The organism is Syntrophotaleaceae bacterium (assembly GCA_041390365.1).
GTDB lineage: Bacteria > Desulfobacterota > Desulfuromonadia > Desulfuromonadales > Syntrophotaleaceae > JAWKQB01.
The window spans coordinates 213,802-231,551 of record JAWKQB010000001.1; the positions used below are offsets into that span (position 1 = coordinate 213,802).

Here is a 17,750-nt window from a genome sequence, read left to right on the forward strand (position 1 = left end):
CGGTTGACTTGATTGTGGCTGGCTCGAGTATTGCAAAGTTGCTTGTCAGGAATGCCGACGCCTAGAGGGTAGGGCCTTTTCAATGAACTCTGCTGGATTTTCACACCGGCTGATCGGTCTGCGACAGCCATCCGGGGATTTTGTCCATGAAAAATGAATCCAAAGGGTCGATACGGGAATACCTGAAAAAGGAGATTTTCGGCGTCTTTTGGTTCGCCATCGGTCTTTATCTTCTCCTGGCCATGGTTTCCTTCACCAACAGCGATCCTTCCTTCAACAACAACCTGCATCCGGAAAAGATCAGCAATATCGGCGGAACCGTGGGGGCCTATCTGGCCGATCTGATGTATCAGGCCTTCGGCCTTCCCTCCCTGCTTTTTCCCTTTGGCTGTTTTCTGCTGGCCTGGCGATTGCTCAAGTTCCGCGATGTCCGGGTCCGTCTGTACCGCTGCGGAGCGTTTCTGCTGCTGGTGCTGTCCTTGTCCGGACTGTTGGCCCTGCGCCTGGACACCGTTTTGCTGGCCGGCCAGAAAATCAAAGCCGGCGGCGCCACCGGTCGCATCCTGGCGGACAACCTCGAAGCGGCTTTCAATCCGGTCGGTGCCGGTATCGTTCTCACGGCGTTTCTCCTGGTGGCGCTGATGCTTTCGGCCCGCTTTTCCATCGTCCTGCTGCTTGGAGATCTGCTGAACAGATTGGGCGACCGTTTGGACCGCTGGCGTGTCCGGCGGAAATCCGCCAAGTACGCTCGTGAGGGGAAAAAGGATGCCGGAACCGGATTGACCATTGCCCCCCGAACCGAACCGAAGAGCGCCCCGGCCAGGGACAAGAAGAGCAAAAAACAGGCTCGTGACGAGGAAAAGCGGCTGCAGGAAGCCTTCGACTTTCTCGCGCCGAACGGTACCTACCACATGCCGACTCTGTCCCTGCTCGACCACGAGGGGGAAGCCCCTCCACCGGTGGACCGGGAGGCACTGACCATGAACGCCCGCATCCTGGAAAAGAAGCTGCTCGATTTCGGGGTGGCCGGCGAGGTCACGGAGGTCAAACCGGGACCGGTTGTGACCATGTACGAATTCTCTCCGGCGCCCGGCGTCAAGGTCAACAAGATCGCCGGGCTGGCCGACGATCTTGCCATGGCCCTGTCCGCCATCGCCATCCGTATCGTCGCTCCCATCCCCGGACGGGGGGTTGTAGGGATCGAAATCCCCAACCGGGAGCGGGAGACCGTCTACCTCAAGGATATCTTCGATTCCGAGCAATTCATGAAGTCCGGCAGCCGGCTGCCCATGGCTTTGGGCAAGGATATTTTCGGCCATACCGTCGTGTCCGATCTGGCCAAGATGCCCCATCTGCTGGTGGCCGGATCCACCGGCAGCGGCAAGTCGGTGTCGATCAACACCATGATCCTGTCGCTGCTCTACAGCGACTCCCCCGAGGACGTGCGGATCATCCTGATCGATCCCAAGATGCTCGAACTGTCCATCTACGAGGGCATTCCCCACCTACTGCTGCCGGTGGTGACCAACCCGAAGAAAGCCGCCCTGGCCCTGAACTGGGCGGTACGTGAGATGGAGCGCCGCTATCGGCTCATGGCCGAAAAAGGGGTAAGGAACATCGATGGCTACAACAAGAAAATCCAGAAGGAGCAGAAGGAGGAACAGGAACTCAAGGCCCAGGGAAAGCTGATTGTCGAACCGGTTGAGGAGGGGGAGGAGGAGATGCCGCTCGTCCAGGCTCCCCCCGGCGAGGAGCTGGAGCACGCCCACCTGCCCCGAATCGTGGTCATCGTCGACGAACTGGCGGACCTGATGATGGTGGCCGGTCGGGAAATCGAGGAGTCGATCGCCCGCCTGGCCCAGATGGCCCGAGCCGCCGGCATTCACCTGATTCTCGCCACCCAGCGGCCGAGTGTCGACGTCATCACCGGTCTGATCAAGGCCAACTTTCCGACCCGCATCTCCTTCAAGGTCTTTTCGCGCATCGATTCCCGCACCATCCTCGACACCCAGGGGGCGGAAACCCTGCTCGGCATGGGCGACATGCTCTTCCTGCCGCCCGGCACCGGCGCCCTGCAGCGCGTTCACGGCGCCTTCGTTTCCGAGCTGGAGGTCAAGCGGGTGGTCGATTTTCTGAAGAAGCAGGGCGAACCGGAGTACGACCAGTCGATCCTCGAAGCCCCGCCGTCGGCCGAGAGCGAGGATTTCGGCGACGAAGAATACGACGAAAAGTGGGACGAAGCTTTGGCCCTGGTTGCCGACACCCGCCAGGCCTCCATCTCCATGATCCAGCGGCGCCTGCGGGTCGGCTACAACCGGGCCGCAAGGATGATTGAAAAGATGGAGCAGGAGGGAATCATCGGCCCTTCGGACGGAACCAGCCGGCCGCGTGAGGTGTTTATCGGGAGAAATGAAGGGTAAAGGCTGGAAGGCGCGAGGGGTGAGGAGTGAGGAGTGAGGAGTGAGGAGTGAGGGGCAGGTGTCAGGTGTCAGGTGTCAGCCAGAAGCCTGGAACCTGGAACCTGGAACCTGGAACCTGGAACTTGAAGCCTGCCTTTACGGAAAGGAACTTGAAGTGACCTTTATCATTTTGTGGTGGCATTGGTTGGCTCTGGGGCTTCTGCTCGTGCTGGCCGAGTTGGTGGTTCCTTCCTTCACCATCTTCTGGTTCGGTCTGGCGGCCGCTTTGACCGGGCTTTTGCTGTTGCCCTTTCCCGGCATGCCTTTGGCCGCCCAGCTCGGGTTCTTTGCCCTTTTTTCAACCCTCTGCACCCTTCTGTGGTTCAGGCTGCTGCGGCCACGGATGGTGAATGAAAGCGCCTTCGGCAAATCGAGGGACGAGATTGTCGGCGAACCGGGCATCGTCATCCGGGACGCTGCCATCGCCGGGGACAAAGGCCGGTGCCGGTTTGCCGTGCCGCTTCTGGGCCGGGAGGAGTGGCCCTGCGTCTGCTCGGGTCCTCTGCGCCTGGGAGATCAAGTGCGGGTGACGGGCGTCGAAGGGCAGGTTCTGAGGGTGGAGAAGCTTTAGGCTTGGCTCGAAAAACCTTTATCGAACGCAGATAACTTCGGATAAAAGCGGATAAAACCTATGGTTGGCCGCAAAGAGTTGGATTTTCATCTGCGTCGATCCGCCTTTATCTGCGTTCGTTTAAAGGTTTGGTTTTTATAGGTCGATGGTTTTTTGGACGGATGAATGCGGAATGAATCACAAAACCCGATCCGCGTTCCCATCCAAATATTAATTTTCATTCCATTCAAAGGAGGATTCGGTCATGGCAGGATTAGTTCTTGTCGTCATCCTACTGTTGCTGGTACTGGTCACCATTACTCTCGGCGTCCGTATCGTGCCTCAGGGCTACAAGCACGTGGTCCAGCGGCTGGGCAAGTATCATAAAACCTTGTCCCCCGGACTCAATTTCGTCATCCCTTATCTCGACACCATCGCCTACAGGGTCCTGACGAAGGACATCTCCCTCGATATCCCCAGCCAGGAGGTCATTACCCGCGATAACGCGGTGATCATGACCAATGCCATCGCTTTCATCAGCATCATCGATCCCTCCAAGGCCGTGTATGGGATAGACGATTACCGCATCGCCATCACCAACCTGATCCAGACCTCCCTGCGCAGTATTATCGGCGAGATGAATCTGGACGATGCCCTTTCTTCCCGTGACCTGATCAAAACCCGTCTCAAGGAGACGATCGCCGATGACGTAGTGCCCTGGGGCATCGTGGTGAAGACGGTGGAAATCCAGGACATCAAACCCTCCCATACCATGCAGATGGCCATGGAGCAGCAGGCGGCCGCCGAACGGACCCGCCGTGCAGCCATCACCGAGGCCGAGGGGAAAAAGGCTGCGGCCATCCTCAATGCCGAGGGCTCCAAGGAAGCCGCCATCCGCGAGGCCGAGGGCAAGCTCGAGGCTTCCAAGCGGGAAGCCGAGGCGAAGACAATTCTAGCCGAAGCCACCCGCGAGGCGATCAGCCGTGTTACCGAGGCGATCGGCAACAATCAGCTGCCCGCCACCTACCTGCTTGGCGAGCAGTACGTCACCGCCGTCAAACAGCTCGCCGCCTCCAGCAACGCCAAAACCGTTCTGCTGCCGGCAGACCTGCTCAACGCGGTCAAGGGGTTGTTCGGGAAATAGGCTTTATAAAATATCAGGAAGGGAAGGTGGCGCGAGCCGCCTTTTCTTTTTTGGAAGGCCTTGAAGGGCTTCAGAACAAATCCCGAAATGCAATTAGGACGCGGATAAAATCTGATGCTTCGCATACGCAGATAGATCGAAAACCCCGTTTTTTGCTTGAGGGTTTTAGGCCTTATCTGCGTTCATCCGCGTCCAATTATGCCTTGAGATGTTTCAGGTTTTCTAGCGCTTGAGCTGAAAGCGGCGGACAGCGGCATTGTGTTCCGCCAGGGTCGTGGAAAAGTAGTGGGTGCCGTCTCCCCGTGAAACAAAATAGAGGTAGCTGACGAGGGCCGGCCTGGCCGCCGCACGCAGGGCATCGGCGCCGGGGTTGGTGATCGGCCCCTTGGGCAGGCCGCGCATGCGGTAGGTATTGTAGGGGGTGGGTTCCAACAGATGGTTGCGGGTCAGATTGCCGTCAAAGTTGGGGATACCGTAAATGACCGTCGGGTCGGCCTGCAGCGGCATGCCCATTCTCAGCCGATTGTGAAAGACCGCAGAGATCAGGGGCATTTCCGCGCTGTTGCCCGCTTCCTTCTGGATGATGGAGGCGAGTATGACCAGTTTATGCCGATCCAGGCCGTGTTTTTTCGCCTCCTGCAGCAACGCCGGGGGAGTTTTTTTTTCGAACTGCCGAACCATGGCGGCGATCAACTGCCGGCTCGAGGTCCGGGAGCCGAAGGTATAGGTTTCCGGAAAAAGGTAGCCCTCCAGGGTGGGAGCATCTATTCCGAGGGAGTGAATGAAATCCCTGTTTCTGGTCAGTTGCAGGAAGGATTTGGCATCGTTGAATTCCAGGCGGAAGAGCAGGCTGGAAATCTCCTTGAGCGAGTAGCCTTCGGGAACGGTCAACTGCAGGCGGACGATATCGCCGGAAACCAGTCGGTCCAGAATTTTGCCGGGAGTGGCCGGTTGGGTAAACAGGTACTCGCCCGCCTGAATCTTATGGGAGTCCCCCCGCAGGCGGGCCAGCAGTTTGAATTGCGGCGCACTGGCGATGACGCCCGTTTCCCGCAACTGCTCGGCCACGGTGGCAAAGGAGGCGCCCGTCGGGACGACAATGGTGACTGCCGAATCAGGGGCCGTGGACCGCAGCAGAAACAAACCGAAGCGCCCGCCGACAAGGAGGGTCGGCAACAGGATCAGAAGGACGACGGTGGCAAAAAAAATTCTTTTCATCACGCCTTGAAGCGGTTTTCCGTGCCGTCGACAAGGCGTTTGATGTTTCCCCGGTGACGGACAATGACGATGCCGCTGATCACCAGTGTGGCCAGCAACAGGGGCACGGAGCCTTCGAACAGATAGACCAGAACCGGGATGGCGGCCGCGGCGCAGATGGAGCCGAGGGAGACATAGCTCCATTTCCACAGCAGGCCGGCAAAGATCAGGAACGCAACCAGAACAGCCAGGGGAGAAAGGACCAGGTAGATGCCGAGCGCAGTGGCCACCCCCTTGCCGCCCTTGAAGCCGATGTAGACAGGATAGCAGTGACCGAGGAAGGCCGCAATCGCCACCGCGCCGAGCCGACTGTCATCGTAGTGGAGCACAGCCATGGCGAACAGCACCGGCAGCACGCCCTTCAGAGCGTCCAGAACCAGTGTCAGAATGCCAAGCTTGCGGCCGGCTGTACGGTAGACGTTGGTGGCTCCGATGTTGCCGCTGCCCGACTTGCGGATATCTCCGCCGCCGGTCAGACGGGTCAGCAGCAGGCCGGTGGGAATGGCGCCGATCAGATAGGCGACGACCAAATACAAAATAAACAAAATCATTGTTCTTCCCTCCATTATTTCAGGAAATTGTTTCTAGCATGCCCCCTTGCAAATAACAAGAGCATTTGCAATGGGCGGGATCGGTTCACTTAGCGGTCATTCCTGTTATCCAAATCGATAGTCGGCTGGAACCATTATATTTCTATATAAGATTTTTCATTTTCCCTTGCATTCAAGAGCGACGGCAGACAAAATGTCTTCATCTTTTAACAAGTGGGGTCGTTTTGTCTGGTTCCAGATTGAATAAATGCCCAGAGGATATTTTCCGTCAGCATGGTGGCCAGTTGACGCCTGCTGTGTTACAGCCGAGAGAGCGCCATTGTAGAAAAGTTCGAGGCGATGGTGAAATTGGGCGAGTTGAACAGCCGGATGAAGGATTTCTACGATATCTGGGTGCTCTGTCGGCAATTTGATTTCGCGGGAGAAAGCATGGCAGAGGTCATCCGCCTCACTTTTGAAAGACGCGGGACCCCGCTTCCCGTTGACATCGTGGCCTTCGCCGAAGGCTTCGGCGAAACCAAACAGACCCAGTGGGCAGCGTTCCACAGGCGCCTCCGGCAGGATCATGTTCCCGCGTTGTTCTCGAAGGTCGTCCTTTCTGTCAGGGAATTTCTCCTACCGCTCAGCGCTGCGCTGTCATCCGGCAAGGCGGAGCCCACCCGGTTGCCCGAGACCTGCAGGAGGTTTTGCGGGTAAGGGTATGAAGCGATAAGAAAAAAGGGAAATCCCGCCTGGCGGGACCGGGGGACCCGGAGGCGATGCCGAGATGGCAATTGGTACAAGGGATCTCGCACGCGGATCGGAGAAGGACCGGAAACCGAAAATGAAAAGCCCCACTTTCCGTTTGGAGAGTGGGGCTAATCTTTTGGTTTTTCTGTGAAAGTTAATGGTCGGGATGACTGGATTCGAACCAGCGGCCCCCTGCTCCCGAAGCAGGTGCGCTACCAGGCTGCGCTACATCCCGACGTTTCAACAGAGCAGGATTTTTAACACGTGTCGGTGAAAAAAGCAACCCTTTTCCCGATTATTCCCTCCTCAACTTCACTCTGCCTGCTGTTGCTTTTGGTCAGTTCCGGTTTCTGCCTTCCCGTCTGAAAATAATAAAGATTAGTAAAGACAAAAAATAAGAAAATTTTAGTTATAGTGTTTTCTGCCGGGCGGCGAAATGGGTTTGCCGCCGGGTGATGGGTTTTTTGCATGCAAAGGAGACCGAGATGAAACGGATGCTGTGTATTTTGAGCGCCGCCGTAGTCCTTTTCGGCCTGGGCGGCACGGGAGAGGCGAAGACCCTGGAGGAAATTCTGCGGGAGAAAGGGGTGATTACGGAGGAGGATTACCAGGAGGCGGTCAAGGACAGTGATCTGGCCTACTATTCACCGGGCAAAGGTATGGCAATCCAGAGCCGGGATGGCAAATTTCTTGCCCATGTCGGCGGCCGGACCCAGATTCTGTACAGGTTTACGGATGCTGACGACGGGGATAATACCAGTACCTTCGATATCCGCCGCTTCAAAATCTGGATGCGGGGGCATGTTTTTGACGAAAATCTTTTCTACCGGCTTCAGTTGAATCTGGGCAGCAGCACCAGTCTGGAGGATGCCTATATCGGCTATACCTTTGCCGATCCCTTCGAACTGACTATCGGTCAGATGAAACCGCCCCAGGCCCGTCAGGAGTTGACTTCCTTCGCCAATCAACTGTTTCCCGAACGCTCCCTCGCCAACGACACCTTCAACGTAGGCCGTGACATCGGCATTATGGCAAGCGGAAGTTTCGCCGACCATCTGGTGGAATATATGATTGGCGGGTTCAACGGCAACGGTCCCAACGAAGACAACGTCGGAGACGATCACATGTTCGCCGCTCGCATCGATATCAACCCCTTTGGCGCGGTCTCGATGAATGAAGTGTCCTTTGGCGATGAAGAGCTGCTGTTGAATATCGGCGGTTCTTTTATCACGTCCAATTTTGTTGAAGAGGCGGTTCCGGACGACATAGACGACGACAACGAGATCTGGGACGCCAATCTCGGAGAGCCGGACAATGCAGCATTTATCGCCGCTTTTGGCGACGAGCTGGAGTATGAACTCTACACCGTCAACCTGCATGCCCGCTGGCAAGGGGCCACTTTCGGCGCAGAATACTATTTCCTCGATGCCTCCCCCGACGAGGGCGGCGATTTCGATGCCGACGGTTACTATGTGCAGGCGGGCTATATGATCGTCCCGGATACCTGGGAGCTGGCCGTGCGCTATACGGCCATCGAGTCGGACGATGACGAGGCGCCTGTTCCTTTTGACGAACAGCAGTATCAGTTCGGCGTCAACTATTACTTCGTCGAGCACTATGCCAAAATCCAGGCGGATTTTACCCATGTCAAGGATGACGAGAACGACGACGAAGACGACAATATCCTCCGAGTCCAGGCCCAGCTTTATTTCTAGCATGCAGCGAAGGGCCGGCCGTTGACGGCCGGCCCTTTCAGTGAGCAGTGAGCCCGGCATTTTTCAGCAATATTAACAATACAATTTGAATTCATTGGAAAACTGGCCAATTCGATGCACATTAATGGCTTTCATTGGTTTCCTTCATTGTTTTTGTCGGGAACGTTGCTTTTCAGGCGGAGTTCATTCTGCAACTCGAGTATTTTTTGGCTTAGACCAAGCAGTTCCTCGAGCGATATAGTGTTATGCAACTGGTTTTTCAGGTTGTTGTATTCGTTTTCAAGCCCTTCCAGTCTCTGGAGCAATTCCTGGTTAGAGCTTTCGAGATTATTCTTCTGTTCTTTAAGCTCCCTGACTTCCTCAAAATATTTCGCTCTCTTATCGATATCCAGGATTTTTTCACCCATAACGCCTCCAAATTGTAGAGCTATGTTTGTTTCAATTAGGATCAGTTTACTAAAAAACCAGCTTTTGTAAATCTGCTTATGTACGAAAATGGTAAAATCGATGAATTGACAAGTACTTGATTTCTCTGCTAATGAACTTCGATTTTCTGCTGTCCCCTTCCCCGCCCATTTATACCCGATCTGCCCGCGGGACGGGGACGCATCCTTCGTGGGATGTTCCGGATAAGAATGTTTTGGAAGGAGAACGAGGAATATGACCGGTTTCAGCTTTTTGACTCAGATCCCCCTCTGGATCTTCGGGCTCTCGACACTGATGATCCTTCTGGGAAGTTTGGAGTTCGGTTTTTTCCTTGGTCGTATCGACAAGGGGCGTCAAGACGGAGCAGCGCAGCTGACAACGCTGCAGGCTGCAACCCTCGGGCTCCTGGCCCTGGTTCTCTCCTTCACCTATTCCTATGTATCCGCCCGCATGGACATGCGCAAACTGGCCGTGATCCACGAGGCCAATGCCATTGGCACGGCCTATCTCCGGGCAGGTTATATCCGCGATCCACAGGGTGCACAAATCCGTTCTCTGCTCACAGATTATGTACAGATCAGAGTTCTTACCAGGGAGTCGACCGATACACCCGACAAGGTACGGGATCTCGTTTCCAGGTCTGAACAACTGCATGATCAGATCTGGTCCGCTGTCGAAGAAATCATGGCGGCCGATGCCGGCCCGAAAGAAGTTTCCCTGGTGACGGCTATTAACGAAATTATCGATCTGCATACGGAAAGACTCACCGTTTCCCTCGACCGTCTGCCAGGCATCGTCATGGTTATGCTGCTTGTAATTGCCGCCATGGGCATGTTTCTCACCGGCTGTAACGCGGAGATTGGCGGGATGAGAAACCGCGGGATCCCCATGGCGCTGGCCTGCGTGCTGACCCTTTTGATTTTGGTGATTGCAGATCTGGATCGTGCCCTTTCCGGCTTCGTACAGATCGACCAGAGTCCGTATGTGTCCTTGATTCAATCCATGAGCCGGTAAAAAGGCGCCCTTCCAATTCCCCCCGGATATAAACACCTCTGTGAGGACGAAATTTCACCCCGGGGACGATATCCCATCCGACTTCCCACGCCCTTCGGTTCCTCTTTTCCTGCAACCGTCTGATTTTCATCATTATTTCAAGTAGTTGCCGAATCTGCGATCGCCCCTTTTGTTGGCATGTTTCATGGAAAACCATGTTTAAGCTGAAATAATTTGCGTGGAAAAGGGTCCGTGAAAAATCGCCGCGCCGCTCTCCGAAAACACTGAGGATAAACGGGAGGCACACAATGAAAAAAGGCAACAGGAAAGGGTGGATGCTTATCGCAGCGGCTGTGATCGGCGGTCTCCTCTGTGGGCCCGCTATCGCTCCGCAGGCGTATGGCCAGGAACCGTTCGTCTATCCGGCCAAGGGACAGAGCGCCGATCAGGTGGGAAAGGACAAGTTCGATTGCTACCAGTGGGCCCGGCAGCAGTCCGGTTTTGATCCCATGCAGCAGACAACCGCACAGGCTCCAGCCGCCCAGCGGAGGGGAGGTGGTCTGCGAGGGGCGGCCGGTGGGGCTCTCGCAGGTGCGGCAGTGGGCGCCATTGCCGGTGATGCCGGAACTGGAGCCGCCATCGGTGCGGCGTCCGGGGGAATCATCGGGGGCGCCCGTCAATACCAGGGCAACGTAACCCAGGAGCAGGCGGCGCAGCAGGCACAGGCGGGTCACGAGCAGCAGCGCGCCTTGTACAACCGTGCCTGGGGAGCCTGCATGGAAGGGCGAGGTTATACGGTCAATTAAAAATCCATACTTTGGGAGGCGACCCATGATCCTGAAATCACTGCTTTTTGTCCTGATAGTCCTCTTTGCTGCTTTGTCCTCGGCTGCCGCCCAGGAAAACAGCCGTCTCTGTGCCCTGACCCGCGCTTTTGAATGCGGCGTGAACGGAGAATGCGGCGAGCTGACCATCGAGGAGATGGCCCTGCCCCGCTTTGTTCGGCTCGATCTGAAGCAGAATGTCATCGTTTCCCTGGATAAAAGGGTTCAGCGGGAAGATACCCGAATCGCGCGTGTCCAGGATCTTGGGCAGACGACCGTCCTGCAGGGGATCGAGCAGCGGGGGTGGAGCATCGCCCTGGGCAAGGAGACCGGCACTCTGACCCTGAGCGCGGCGGGAGACGGCCATGGATTCATTGTGTTCGGCGTCTGCATGAATCCTTGATCTGAATGAACAACGGCAGCTCTGTGCTTCGGTTTGCTGGGAAATAGTCGGCGGAAATTTTCCAACAACTTTTTCAGAGGAGGATGGAGATGAGGATCGTTGCGGCAGTACTGGCCTTCCTGGTCTGCGGGCTCTTGTCCGGAAAGGTCCTGGCAGCCGATGGCGGCTGGTCGTTGCAGGTTGCACCTTATTTGTGGGCCGTGGGGATCGACGGGGATGTTGAAGTCGGGGACAGGGAGGTCGATGTCGATGTCGGATTCGACGATCTGATCGACAAGGTGGATTTCGGCGGTTCTCTCCTTGCCAGAGTGCAGAAGGACCTCTGGGTCAGCCGGCTTCAGGTGGATTATTTCGAGTTGAGCGAAGACGAAAACGTGGATCGAATCGGCGGTGCCAAGGTCGAGGTCGACTCGGATACGCTATTTCTGACCGTCGCGACGGGTATTCAGTTCCCCTGGTTGCGAAAACATACCATCGACGTCCTGGGCGGGGTTCGATATGCACATATGGATAACGAATTGAAGATTGCCGGCGTCGGCTCCCGGGACAATACCCAGGATATCTTTGACGGGATTCTGATGCTGCGGCCCAGTTTCCGACTCAGCCAACGCTGGTATTTCAATCCTACCTTTTCCATCGGCGCGGGAGATTCCGACCTGACCTGGGAACTGCAACCGCAGTTCCAGTTCAACTTCGCGGACAACTGGGGGGCGCTCATTGGCTACCGGCGTCTTTACTACGACGTCGAGGGGGACAGAGGCAATTCCTTCGACGGCGCCTTTCACGGGTTCATGCTTGGGTTAGGTGGAGGGTTTTAGAGCGCAATGGATCCCTGAGTAGGCCAAGGTGAAACAAACAGAATAGGGCATAAAGGCTGACCGATGTCCTTTCCCTCATCGAAAGGAGGACTCGTCCATGACCCGTAATACGAACTGGAGGATAAGGATCTGGCTGGCTTTTACGGTTGCTGCGGTTGTCCTCGAACGCGAAAGGCCAGGCGCTTCCGCGAGTGCATGAATAGGCTACTCTCACCATAGGGAGGGCGTGGAATGACGGATGAACGTGCATCCCTTCTGACCCTGATCGCCAGTGGCTTCGTGATCCTGCTGCCGGTGTTGCTCCTCGGCCTGATCATCGCAAAGCTTTATGAGATTCTGGACGGGTGGCTCCATCCGCTGCTCGTAGCGATGCCGGGCATTGTTTTCAAAAAGGGGTCTATACGTTTCCTGGTGGTGATTTCCGCCATTGTGGTTCTGTTCCTGGCGGTGGGCGCACTCGCCCGAACACGACTTGGTCAGGCAGCCGGCCGTCGGGTGGAAGAGTTGCTGCTGAACCGGATTCCCTTTTACAGAGCCCTGCGTGTGCTGGTGACCGGTCTGGGAGGTCAACAGGATGCCGAGTCCATGCGTCCGGTGGTCGTGACGGTGGACGTACCCGGTTTAGATCAACTCGGTTTCGTCATGGAAACGCACGCCGACGGCAGTTGCACGGTGTTCCTGCCGTCCTCACCGAATCCGGGCAGTGGAACAATAGTGATCGTGTGCCGAGAACGCCTGCGTGATCTGGACGTGCCGGTTCGAAGTGTCTTGGGCTGCCTTGGCCGCTTGGGGCACGGCACGGGAAGACTTCTTGAACGAGCGGACCAGGGGCTCAGGGACTCGCAGGGAATTCAAGAGGGGCTATAATGGAAAAAGCAAAAATCCTGGCAGTTGCTGTTTTTCTCTTTTGTCTGTCTCCCCCGGCCTTCGGCCAGGAAGAACCCGACCTGGCCAAGCAGTTGGCCAATCCCGTCGCCAACCTGATCAGCGTCCCGCTGCAGTACAACTACGACGAGAACTACGGCGGGGATGACGAGGGGCACAGGCATCTCCTCAACATTCAGCCGGTCATACCCATCACCCTGAACGAGAAGTGGAACCTCATATCGCGCACCATCCTGCCGGTCATCGACGTGGATGGTGTGCCGCCGGGCACCGACGAGACGGGGATCGGGGACGTGCTGCAAAGCCTGTTCTTTTCCCCCAAGGAGCCGACTTCCCGTGGGTGGATCTGGGGGGTGGGGCCGGTGTTTTTGCTGCCGACGGCCTCCGACGACGTGCTGGGCGGCGAAAAATGGGGCATCGGGCCCACGGCTGTCGGTCTCAGGCAGATCGGGCCATGGACCTACGGCATGCTGACGAACCACGTCTGGTCGGTAGCCGGCGACGACGACCGTGCCGACGTCAGCGCGACCTTTCTGCAGCCTTTTTTGAGCTATATCACCAGGACCAAAACGACCATCAGCCTGAACAGCGAGTCGACCTACGACTGGGAGAACAGCGAATGGTCGGTGCCGGTCAATTTTGTCGTCAGCCAGCTGCTCAAAATCGGTAAACAGCCGATCCAGATCGGTGTCGGAGCCCGCTACTGGGTCGATTCGCCCGACGCCGGTCCCGAGGATTGGGGCGTGAGGGCCCAACTCACGTTCCTGTTCCCGAAGTAAGAAAAAGTTTTAATTCAAAGACGCGGAGATTATCGGCCTGCTGGTACCCCGGCAGTTAAAGAGGGCAGGATGGTCCTGCCGAATATAGCTGCCTCATTCAAGATGTCTGGAGGTGAAAGATGAAAAGACTGCTGGTGATCGGTTTTTCCTCTTTGCTGGTGCTGGTTGTGGCTTCCCTGGCCTTCGCTGCCGAGGATCCGATGAAAAAGACTGTGCAGGGGGCGCTCGAAACCGCTATTGAGGGGTGTGAGGAAGAATTGTCCACCTACTGTAAAAATGTCACTCCGGGAGAGGGGCGACTTCTGGCCTGTCTCTACGCTTACCAGGACAAACTTTCGCCCCGGTGCGAATACTCCCTCTACGATTCGGCGGCGCAACTCGATCGGGCCCTCAATGCCCTGACCTACGTGGCCCAGGAATGTGGGGACGATCTTCAGAAATACTGCGCCGACACCGACCCGGGCGAGGGGCGCCTGCGCGACTGCCTCAAGCGGAACGAGGCGAAGGTCAGCGAGCGCTGCAAAACGGCGCTGAAAGATGTCGGGCAGAAATAGGGTCTCCGATTGTTTTCATTTAAGCCGCCTGCCGGGGCGAGTCCCGGCAGGTGTTGAAGGCCGAAATTCAGGACTGGTTATCCCATGATCATCGCCATCATTAAAATATTTCCGAAACCGGGGCGGAAACAGGTCATCATCGAGGTGCTCGATTCCGTCAAGGGGCCGATTTCCAACGATGCCAACTGCCTCGACTGTGCCGTGATGGTCGATGGTAATGGAAACGGCGCCCTATATTTTATCGAGCAGTGGCATACCCGGGAAGCGTTTGATCGGCATCTTAGATCGGCTTTGTACAATCGCGTGCTGGAAGCTCTGGAGGGATCCTTGCAACCTCCGGAGATCAAATTTTGCGAGGCTACTTTTCTTGGAGGCCTCGAACTGGTGGAGAAAGCTCGAAATTTATCCTTGGGAGAGACGAAATACTGACCTTGTTCCTTGAAAAATAAAGAGAAATTGTTAATCTGGGAAGGAGAGATGACCAAGTTTGCGAGAGAGCAAATTTATGGCCAACATTCCTTCCATCCGGTCACTGAAAACTCCCGTAAATACCCCCCGGCGTCCGTTCCGGTTCGGTTTTGATCGCACCCGCGAGACCTGCCGTTTTTACAGTCTGGTTGCCCGGTTCTCCAACCGCATGACCAGAGCCGGGGCCGACACCCTGGACGCCGAAATTTTGCGCTCACTCAAGGACATTTTTCGGCCCCTGGGTGTGGATCGCGGAGGTCTGCTCGAGGTGCGTGAGGACCTGCCGTGTGTCAGGCTATGTCATGCCTGGTATGGCGAAAACATCGATCCCTTTCCCCAGGAAGTCAATTTTGCCGAATGGTTTCCCTGGCAATATCAACAAGTGGTTGGCGAGGGGAAAATTGCCGCCGTGAGGAACCGGGACGCCCTGCCGATCGATGCTCTTGCCGACCGGCGGTCCCACGATTTGCTGGGCATCAGATCATCGCTGACCATCCCGCTGTACATCGGCCCAGGTGTTCCTTATCTGCTGGCAGTCCAATCCCTGAGAGTCGAATGGCCCTGGTCAGACGAAATCGTCAACGATCTTCGCCTGCTTGGCGAGATCTTCGCCGGCGCCTTGGAGCGGCGTAGGGCCGAGGAACAGCTTCAGGAGCAGCTCAGGGAGATCGACAGACTTCGTGAGAAGCTGGAACAGGAAAAGGCTTATGTGCGAAAAGAGGTCTCTCTGGGCGTAGAAGATCGCAACTGTCTGGGGACCAGCCAAGTTATGCAAACAGTCATGTCGCAGATCAAACAGGTGGCCGGTACCAGCAGCACCGTGCTTATCCAGGGGGAAACCGGAACCGGCAAGGAGCTGGTTGCGAGGATGATTCACCGCTTCAGCGAGCGGAGGAATCGGGCGATGGTCATGGTGAATTGTGCCGCGCTGCCGGCGGCGCTGGTGGAGAGCGAGCTCTTCGGGCGCGAAAAGGGTGCCTTCACGGGAGCTCTGAGCAGGCAGATGGGACGCTTCGAATTGGCCAACGGCTCTACCCTGTTTCTGGACGAAATCGCCGAAATGCCGATCGAAATCCAGGTCAAACTGCTGCGGGTGCTGCAGGAAGGAGAATTCGAGCGACTGGGAAGCTCCCGGACAATCAAGGTCGATGTGCGGATTATCGCCGCCAGCAATCGGGATCTGGCCGAGGCGGTCGAGCAGGGAACCTTCCGTCGGGATCTTTATTACCGTTTGAACATTTTTCCCATCCTTGTTCCACCCCTTCGCGACCGCCGGGAGGATATTCCCGCAATGGTCTGGGAATTTGTCAATGAGTTCGGCCAGCGCATGGGGAAGAAGATCCGGAAGATCTCCAACAAGGACATGGAATTGCTGAAAAATTCCTCCTGGCCGGGCAATTGTCGGGAACTTCGCAACCTGGTCGAGCATGCGATGATTCTGAGCAATGGGGATACCCTCGAACTTCAGTCCTTGGCGGAAAAGCCTGCATCCTCCGTAACGCTGGTCGGGCTCGAGGAAGTGGAGCGCCGGCACATCCAATCCATTCTCGATTCGACTAACGGCCGAATCAAGGGGAAGGGCGGAGCCGCGGAAATTCTCGGCCTCAACCCCTCGACACTCTATTCCCGCATGCGAAAACTCGGTATTTCCACCCACCACTGAAGAGTGAGTTCTTTTCGTTGTCAGTGAAGCGTCAGCGGAACGGTTGTCGTTGTCGTAATCGATGTCTATGGGGCGGCCGATTACGACAACGATTACGACAACGACAACGAGGGCCAAGACGACATATCACCTCCCGGGACGATATTTCACCTGATCACCAAAACGCCATCCCCCTCCCGTTCCCCGCAAACCTGTAAATCCTTTTGAATTTCAGATATCTGACAAGCCTTTTCGCCCGCCTATCCGTTTGGCATATTTCATGGAAAATCATTCTGTAGCAAGGTTCGGTGCAGCCAACCTGGACGCGAGGAATGACTCATGAAACCTGTACTCTTTCGTAAAACCAAGCTTTTTTCTCTTTCTTTGCTGGCTGTTGGTCTCGCCGTGGTCTGCGGCTGCCGTGAGGAGGCCCCGGTCGCCCCGCCACCTCGGCCTGAAGTGGTGGTGATAGAAGTGCAGCCCCGGACCGTGCCGGTCACCTTCGAATATGTCGGACAAACCCAGAGTTCGCACGAGGTGCAGATCCGTTCCCGGGTGACTGGCTTTCTCGACAAGCGAACTTACACCGAAGGTGCCATTGTGAAAAAGGGCCAGGTCCTTTTCCTGATGGATGATAAACCGTTCCAGGCGCAGCTGGATGCGATTTTGGGCGCGCTTGCGCAACATCAGGCTCAACTCCAGACCGCCCGGGCCACTCTCGCAAGAATCCGGCCGCTTGCGGCCCAGGACGCGGCTTCGCAGAAGGATCTCGATGATGCCGTCGGCAGGGAGCAGGCCTCGGCGGCGGCAGTGCAGACAGCCAGGGCCCAGGTGGTGCAGGCGCAGCTCAATCTCTCCTACTGCACGATCATGTCTCCCGTAACCGGCATCAGCGCGGAGGCGATGCAGCAGGACGGCGCTTACATCGACCCATTGAACAGCCAGTTGACCACCGTGTCGGTACTCTCGCCCATGCGGGTCAATTTCAGCGTGTCGGAAAACGAGTTCAGGAGATACCGCACCCAGGTGGCCAAAGGTCGGCTTCGTCCCCCCGAGGGAAACGACTACATCATCGAAGTCGTTCTGGTCGACGGCTCCGTCTTCCCGTTTACCGGTCGGATCACTTTTGCCGCGCCGTCCTACGATGTCCAGACCGGGACCTTTCTCATTCGCACCAGCGTCGATAACCCCGAAGGGGTGCTCCGACCGAACCAGTATGTCCGTGTCCGCATGAAGGGCGCCGAACGGCCGAACGCCATCCTTGTCCCCCAGAGAGCGGTCCAGCAGGGAGCCAAGGGCCATTTCCTCTGGGTCGTGACAAAAGAGGGGAAGGCCGAATCGCGGCCCGTGGTAATCGGCGACTGGAGCGGTGACAGCATCTTTATCGAGGAAGGACTGCGGGCGGGGGATCGGGTCGTCGTTGACGGCGGTTTGAGCCTGAGTCCCGGAATGCCCGTCACGGTCAAGCCGCTTGCCGACACGCAAAAACCGGCTGATGCCGAAAAGGCCGCCAACGCCGGAACCACCGAGAACGGAGAGTAGGGGAGGGATCG

Annotated in this window: 18 protein-coding genes and 1 tRNA gene; 14 read left to right on the plus strand and 5 right to left on the minus strand. The window is 56.7% G+C overall.

Going from position 1 to position 17,750, the window contains the following annotated elements:
- Positions 1–146 precede the first annotated feature (146 nt).
- From R2940_00990 to R2940_01000, 3 genes are all read left to right on the plus strand, one after another.
- Positions 147–2,420: a DNA translocase FtsK 4TM domain-containing protein gene (locus R2940_00990; GenBank protein MEZ4598352.1), complete on the plus strand. Its 2,274-nt coding sequence runs from the start codon at positions 147–149 to the stop codon at positions 2,418–2,420.
- A gap of 58 nt (positions 2,421–2,478) precedes the next feature.
- Positions 2,479–3,030 carry an NfeD family protein gene (locus tag R2940_00995; protein ID MEZ4598353.1) on the plus strand — a complete coding sequence of 184 codons (552 nt, stop codon included), beginning with the start codon at positions 2,479–2,481 and terminating at the stop codon, positions 3,028–3,030.
- A 244-nt stretch (positions 3,031–3,274) separates the two neighbouring features.
- The gene (locus R2940_01000) at positions 3,275–4,153 is read left to right on the plus strand and encodes an SPFH domain-containing protein (GenBank protein MEZ4598354.1); all 879 of its coding nucleotides are present in this window, start codon (positions 3,275–3,277) and stop codon (positions 4,151–4,153) included.
- Positions 4,154–4,375: 222 nt separating this feature from the next.
- On the opposite strand, the gene mltG is transcribed toward R2940_01000, so the two are convergent.
- The 4 genes from mltG to R2940_01020 form a co-directional block, all read right to left on the minus strand.
- On the minus strand, positions 4,376–5,371 hold the full coding sequence (gene mltG / locus R2940_01005) for an endolytic transglycosylase MltG (protein ID MEZ4598355.1): 996 nt from the start codon (positions 5,369–5,371) through the stop codon (positions 4,376–4,378).
- Positions 5,371–5,961, minus strand: coding sequence for a glycerol-3-phosphate 1-O-acyltransferase PlsY (gene plsY / locus R2940_01010; protein MEZ4598356.1), 591 nt, complete (start codon positions 5,959–5,961; stop codon positions 5,371–5,373). The genes mltG and plsY overlap by 1 nt, the downstream gene beginning before the upstream one ends.
- Positions 5,962–6,117: 156 nt before the next feature.
- On the minus strand, positions 6,118–6,528 hold the full coding sequence (locus tag R2940_01015) for a hypothetical protein (GenBank protein ID MEZ4598357.1): 411 nt from the start codon (positions 6,526–6,528) through the stop codon (positions 6,118–6,120).
- Between the two features lie 320 nt (positions 6,529–6,848).
- Positions 6,849–6,925 (minus strand) — tRNA-Pro (locus R2940_01020).
- Positions 6,926–7,175: 250 nt separating this feature from the next.
- Between R2940_01020 and R2940_01025 the strand changes: the two genes are divergently transcribed.
- Positions 7,176–8,405 carry a porin gene (locus R2940_01025; GenBank protein ID MEZ4598358.1) on the plus strand — a complete coding sequence of 410 codons (1,230 nt, stop codon included), beginning with the start codon at positions 7,176–7,178 and terminating at the stop codon, positions 8,403–8,405.
- A gap of 131 nt (positions 8,406–8,536) precedes the next feature.
- Here the strand turns inward: R2940_01025 and R2940_01030 are convergent, their stop codons facing one another.
- Positions 8,537–8,812, minus strand: a complete 276-nt coding sequence (locus R2940_01030; GenBank protein MEZ4598359.1) for a hypothetical protein — start codon at positions 8,810–8,812, stop codon at positions 8,537–8,539.
- A 253-nt stretch (positions 8,813–9,065) separates the two neighbouring features.
- On the opposite strand from R2940_01030, the gene R2940_01035 reads away from it, so the two are divergent.
- The 10 genes from R2940_01035 (at position 9,066) to R2940_01080 (ending at position 17,739) form a co-directional block, all read left to right on the plus strand.
- On the plus strand, positions 9,066–9,845 hold the full coding sequence (locus tag R2940_01035) for a hypothetical protein (protein ID MEZ4598360.1): 780 nt from the start codon (positions 9,066–9,068) through the stop codon (positions 9,843–9,845).
- A 287-nt stretch (positions 9,846–10,132) separates the two neighbouring features.
- Positions 10,133–10,630, plus strand: coding sequence for a glycine zipper domain-containing protein (locus R2940_01040; protein MEZ4598361.1), 498 nt, complete (start codon positions 10,133–10,135; stop codon positions 10,628–10,630).
- A 25-nt stretch (positions 10,631–10,655) separates the two neighbouring features.
- Positions 10,656–11,051: a hypothetical protein gene (locus tag R2940_01045; protein ID MEZ4598362.1), complete on the plus strand. Its 396-nt coding sequence runs from the start codon at positions 10,656–10,658 to the stop codon at positions 11,049–11,051.
- 89 nt (positions 11,052–11,140) lie between these two features.
- Positions 11,141–11,869 carry an outer membrane beta-barrel protein gene (locus R2940_01050; GenBank protein ID MEZ4598363.1) on the plus strand — a complete coding sequence of 243 codons (729 nt, stop codon included), beginning with the start codon at positions 11,141–11,143 and terminating at the stop codon, positions 11,867–11,869.
- Positions 11,870–12,100: 231 nt separating this feature from the next.
- Positions 12,101–12,736, plus strand: a complete 636-nt coding sequence (locus tag R2940_01055) for a DUF502 domain-containing protein (GenBank protein MEZ4598364.1) — start codon at positions 12,101–12,103, stop codon at positions 12,734–12,736.
- A complete protein-coding gene (locus R2940_01060) occupies positions 12,736–13,533 on the plus strand; it encodes a hypothetical protein (GenBank protein ID MEZ4598365.1) in 798 nt (265 codons plus the stop codon). Before R2940_01055 ends, R2940_01060 begins: the two co-directional genes overlap by 1 nt.
- A 119-nt stretch (positions 13,534–13,652) precedes the next feature.
- On the plus strand, positions 13,653–14,087 hold the full coding sequence (locus tag R2940_01065; GenBank protein MEZ4598366.1) for a cysteine rich repeat-containing protein: 435 nt from the start codon (positions 13,653–13,655) through the stop codon (positions 14,085–14,087).
- A gap of 84 nt (positions 14,088–14,171) precedes the next feature.
- Positions 14,172–14,516 carry an antibiotic biosynthesis monooxygenase gene (locus tag R2940_01070; protein ID MEZ4598367.1) on the plus strand — a complete coding sequence of 115 codons (345 nt, stop codon included), beginning with the start codon at positions 14,172–14,174 and terminating at the stop codon, positions 14,514–14,516.
- Positions 14,517–14,592: 76 nt separating this feature from the next.
- Positions 14,593–16,218, plus strand: coding sequence for a sigma 54-interacting transcriptional regulator (locus R2940_01075; protein MEZ4598368.1), 1,626 nt, complete (start codon positions 14,593–14,595; stop codon positions 16,216–16,218).
- Positions 16,219–16,536: 318 nt separating this feature from the next.
- Positions 16,537–17,739, plus strand: coding sequence for an efflux RND transporter periplasmic adaptor subunit (locus R2940_01080; GenBank protein MEZ4598369.1), 1,203 nt, complete (start codon positions 16,537–16,539; stop codon positions 17,737–17,739).
- Positions 17,740–17,750: the final 11 nt, after the last annotated feature.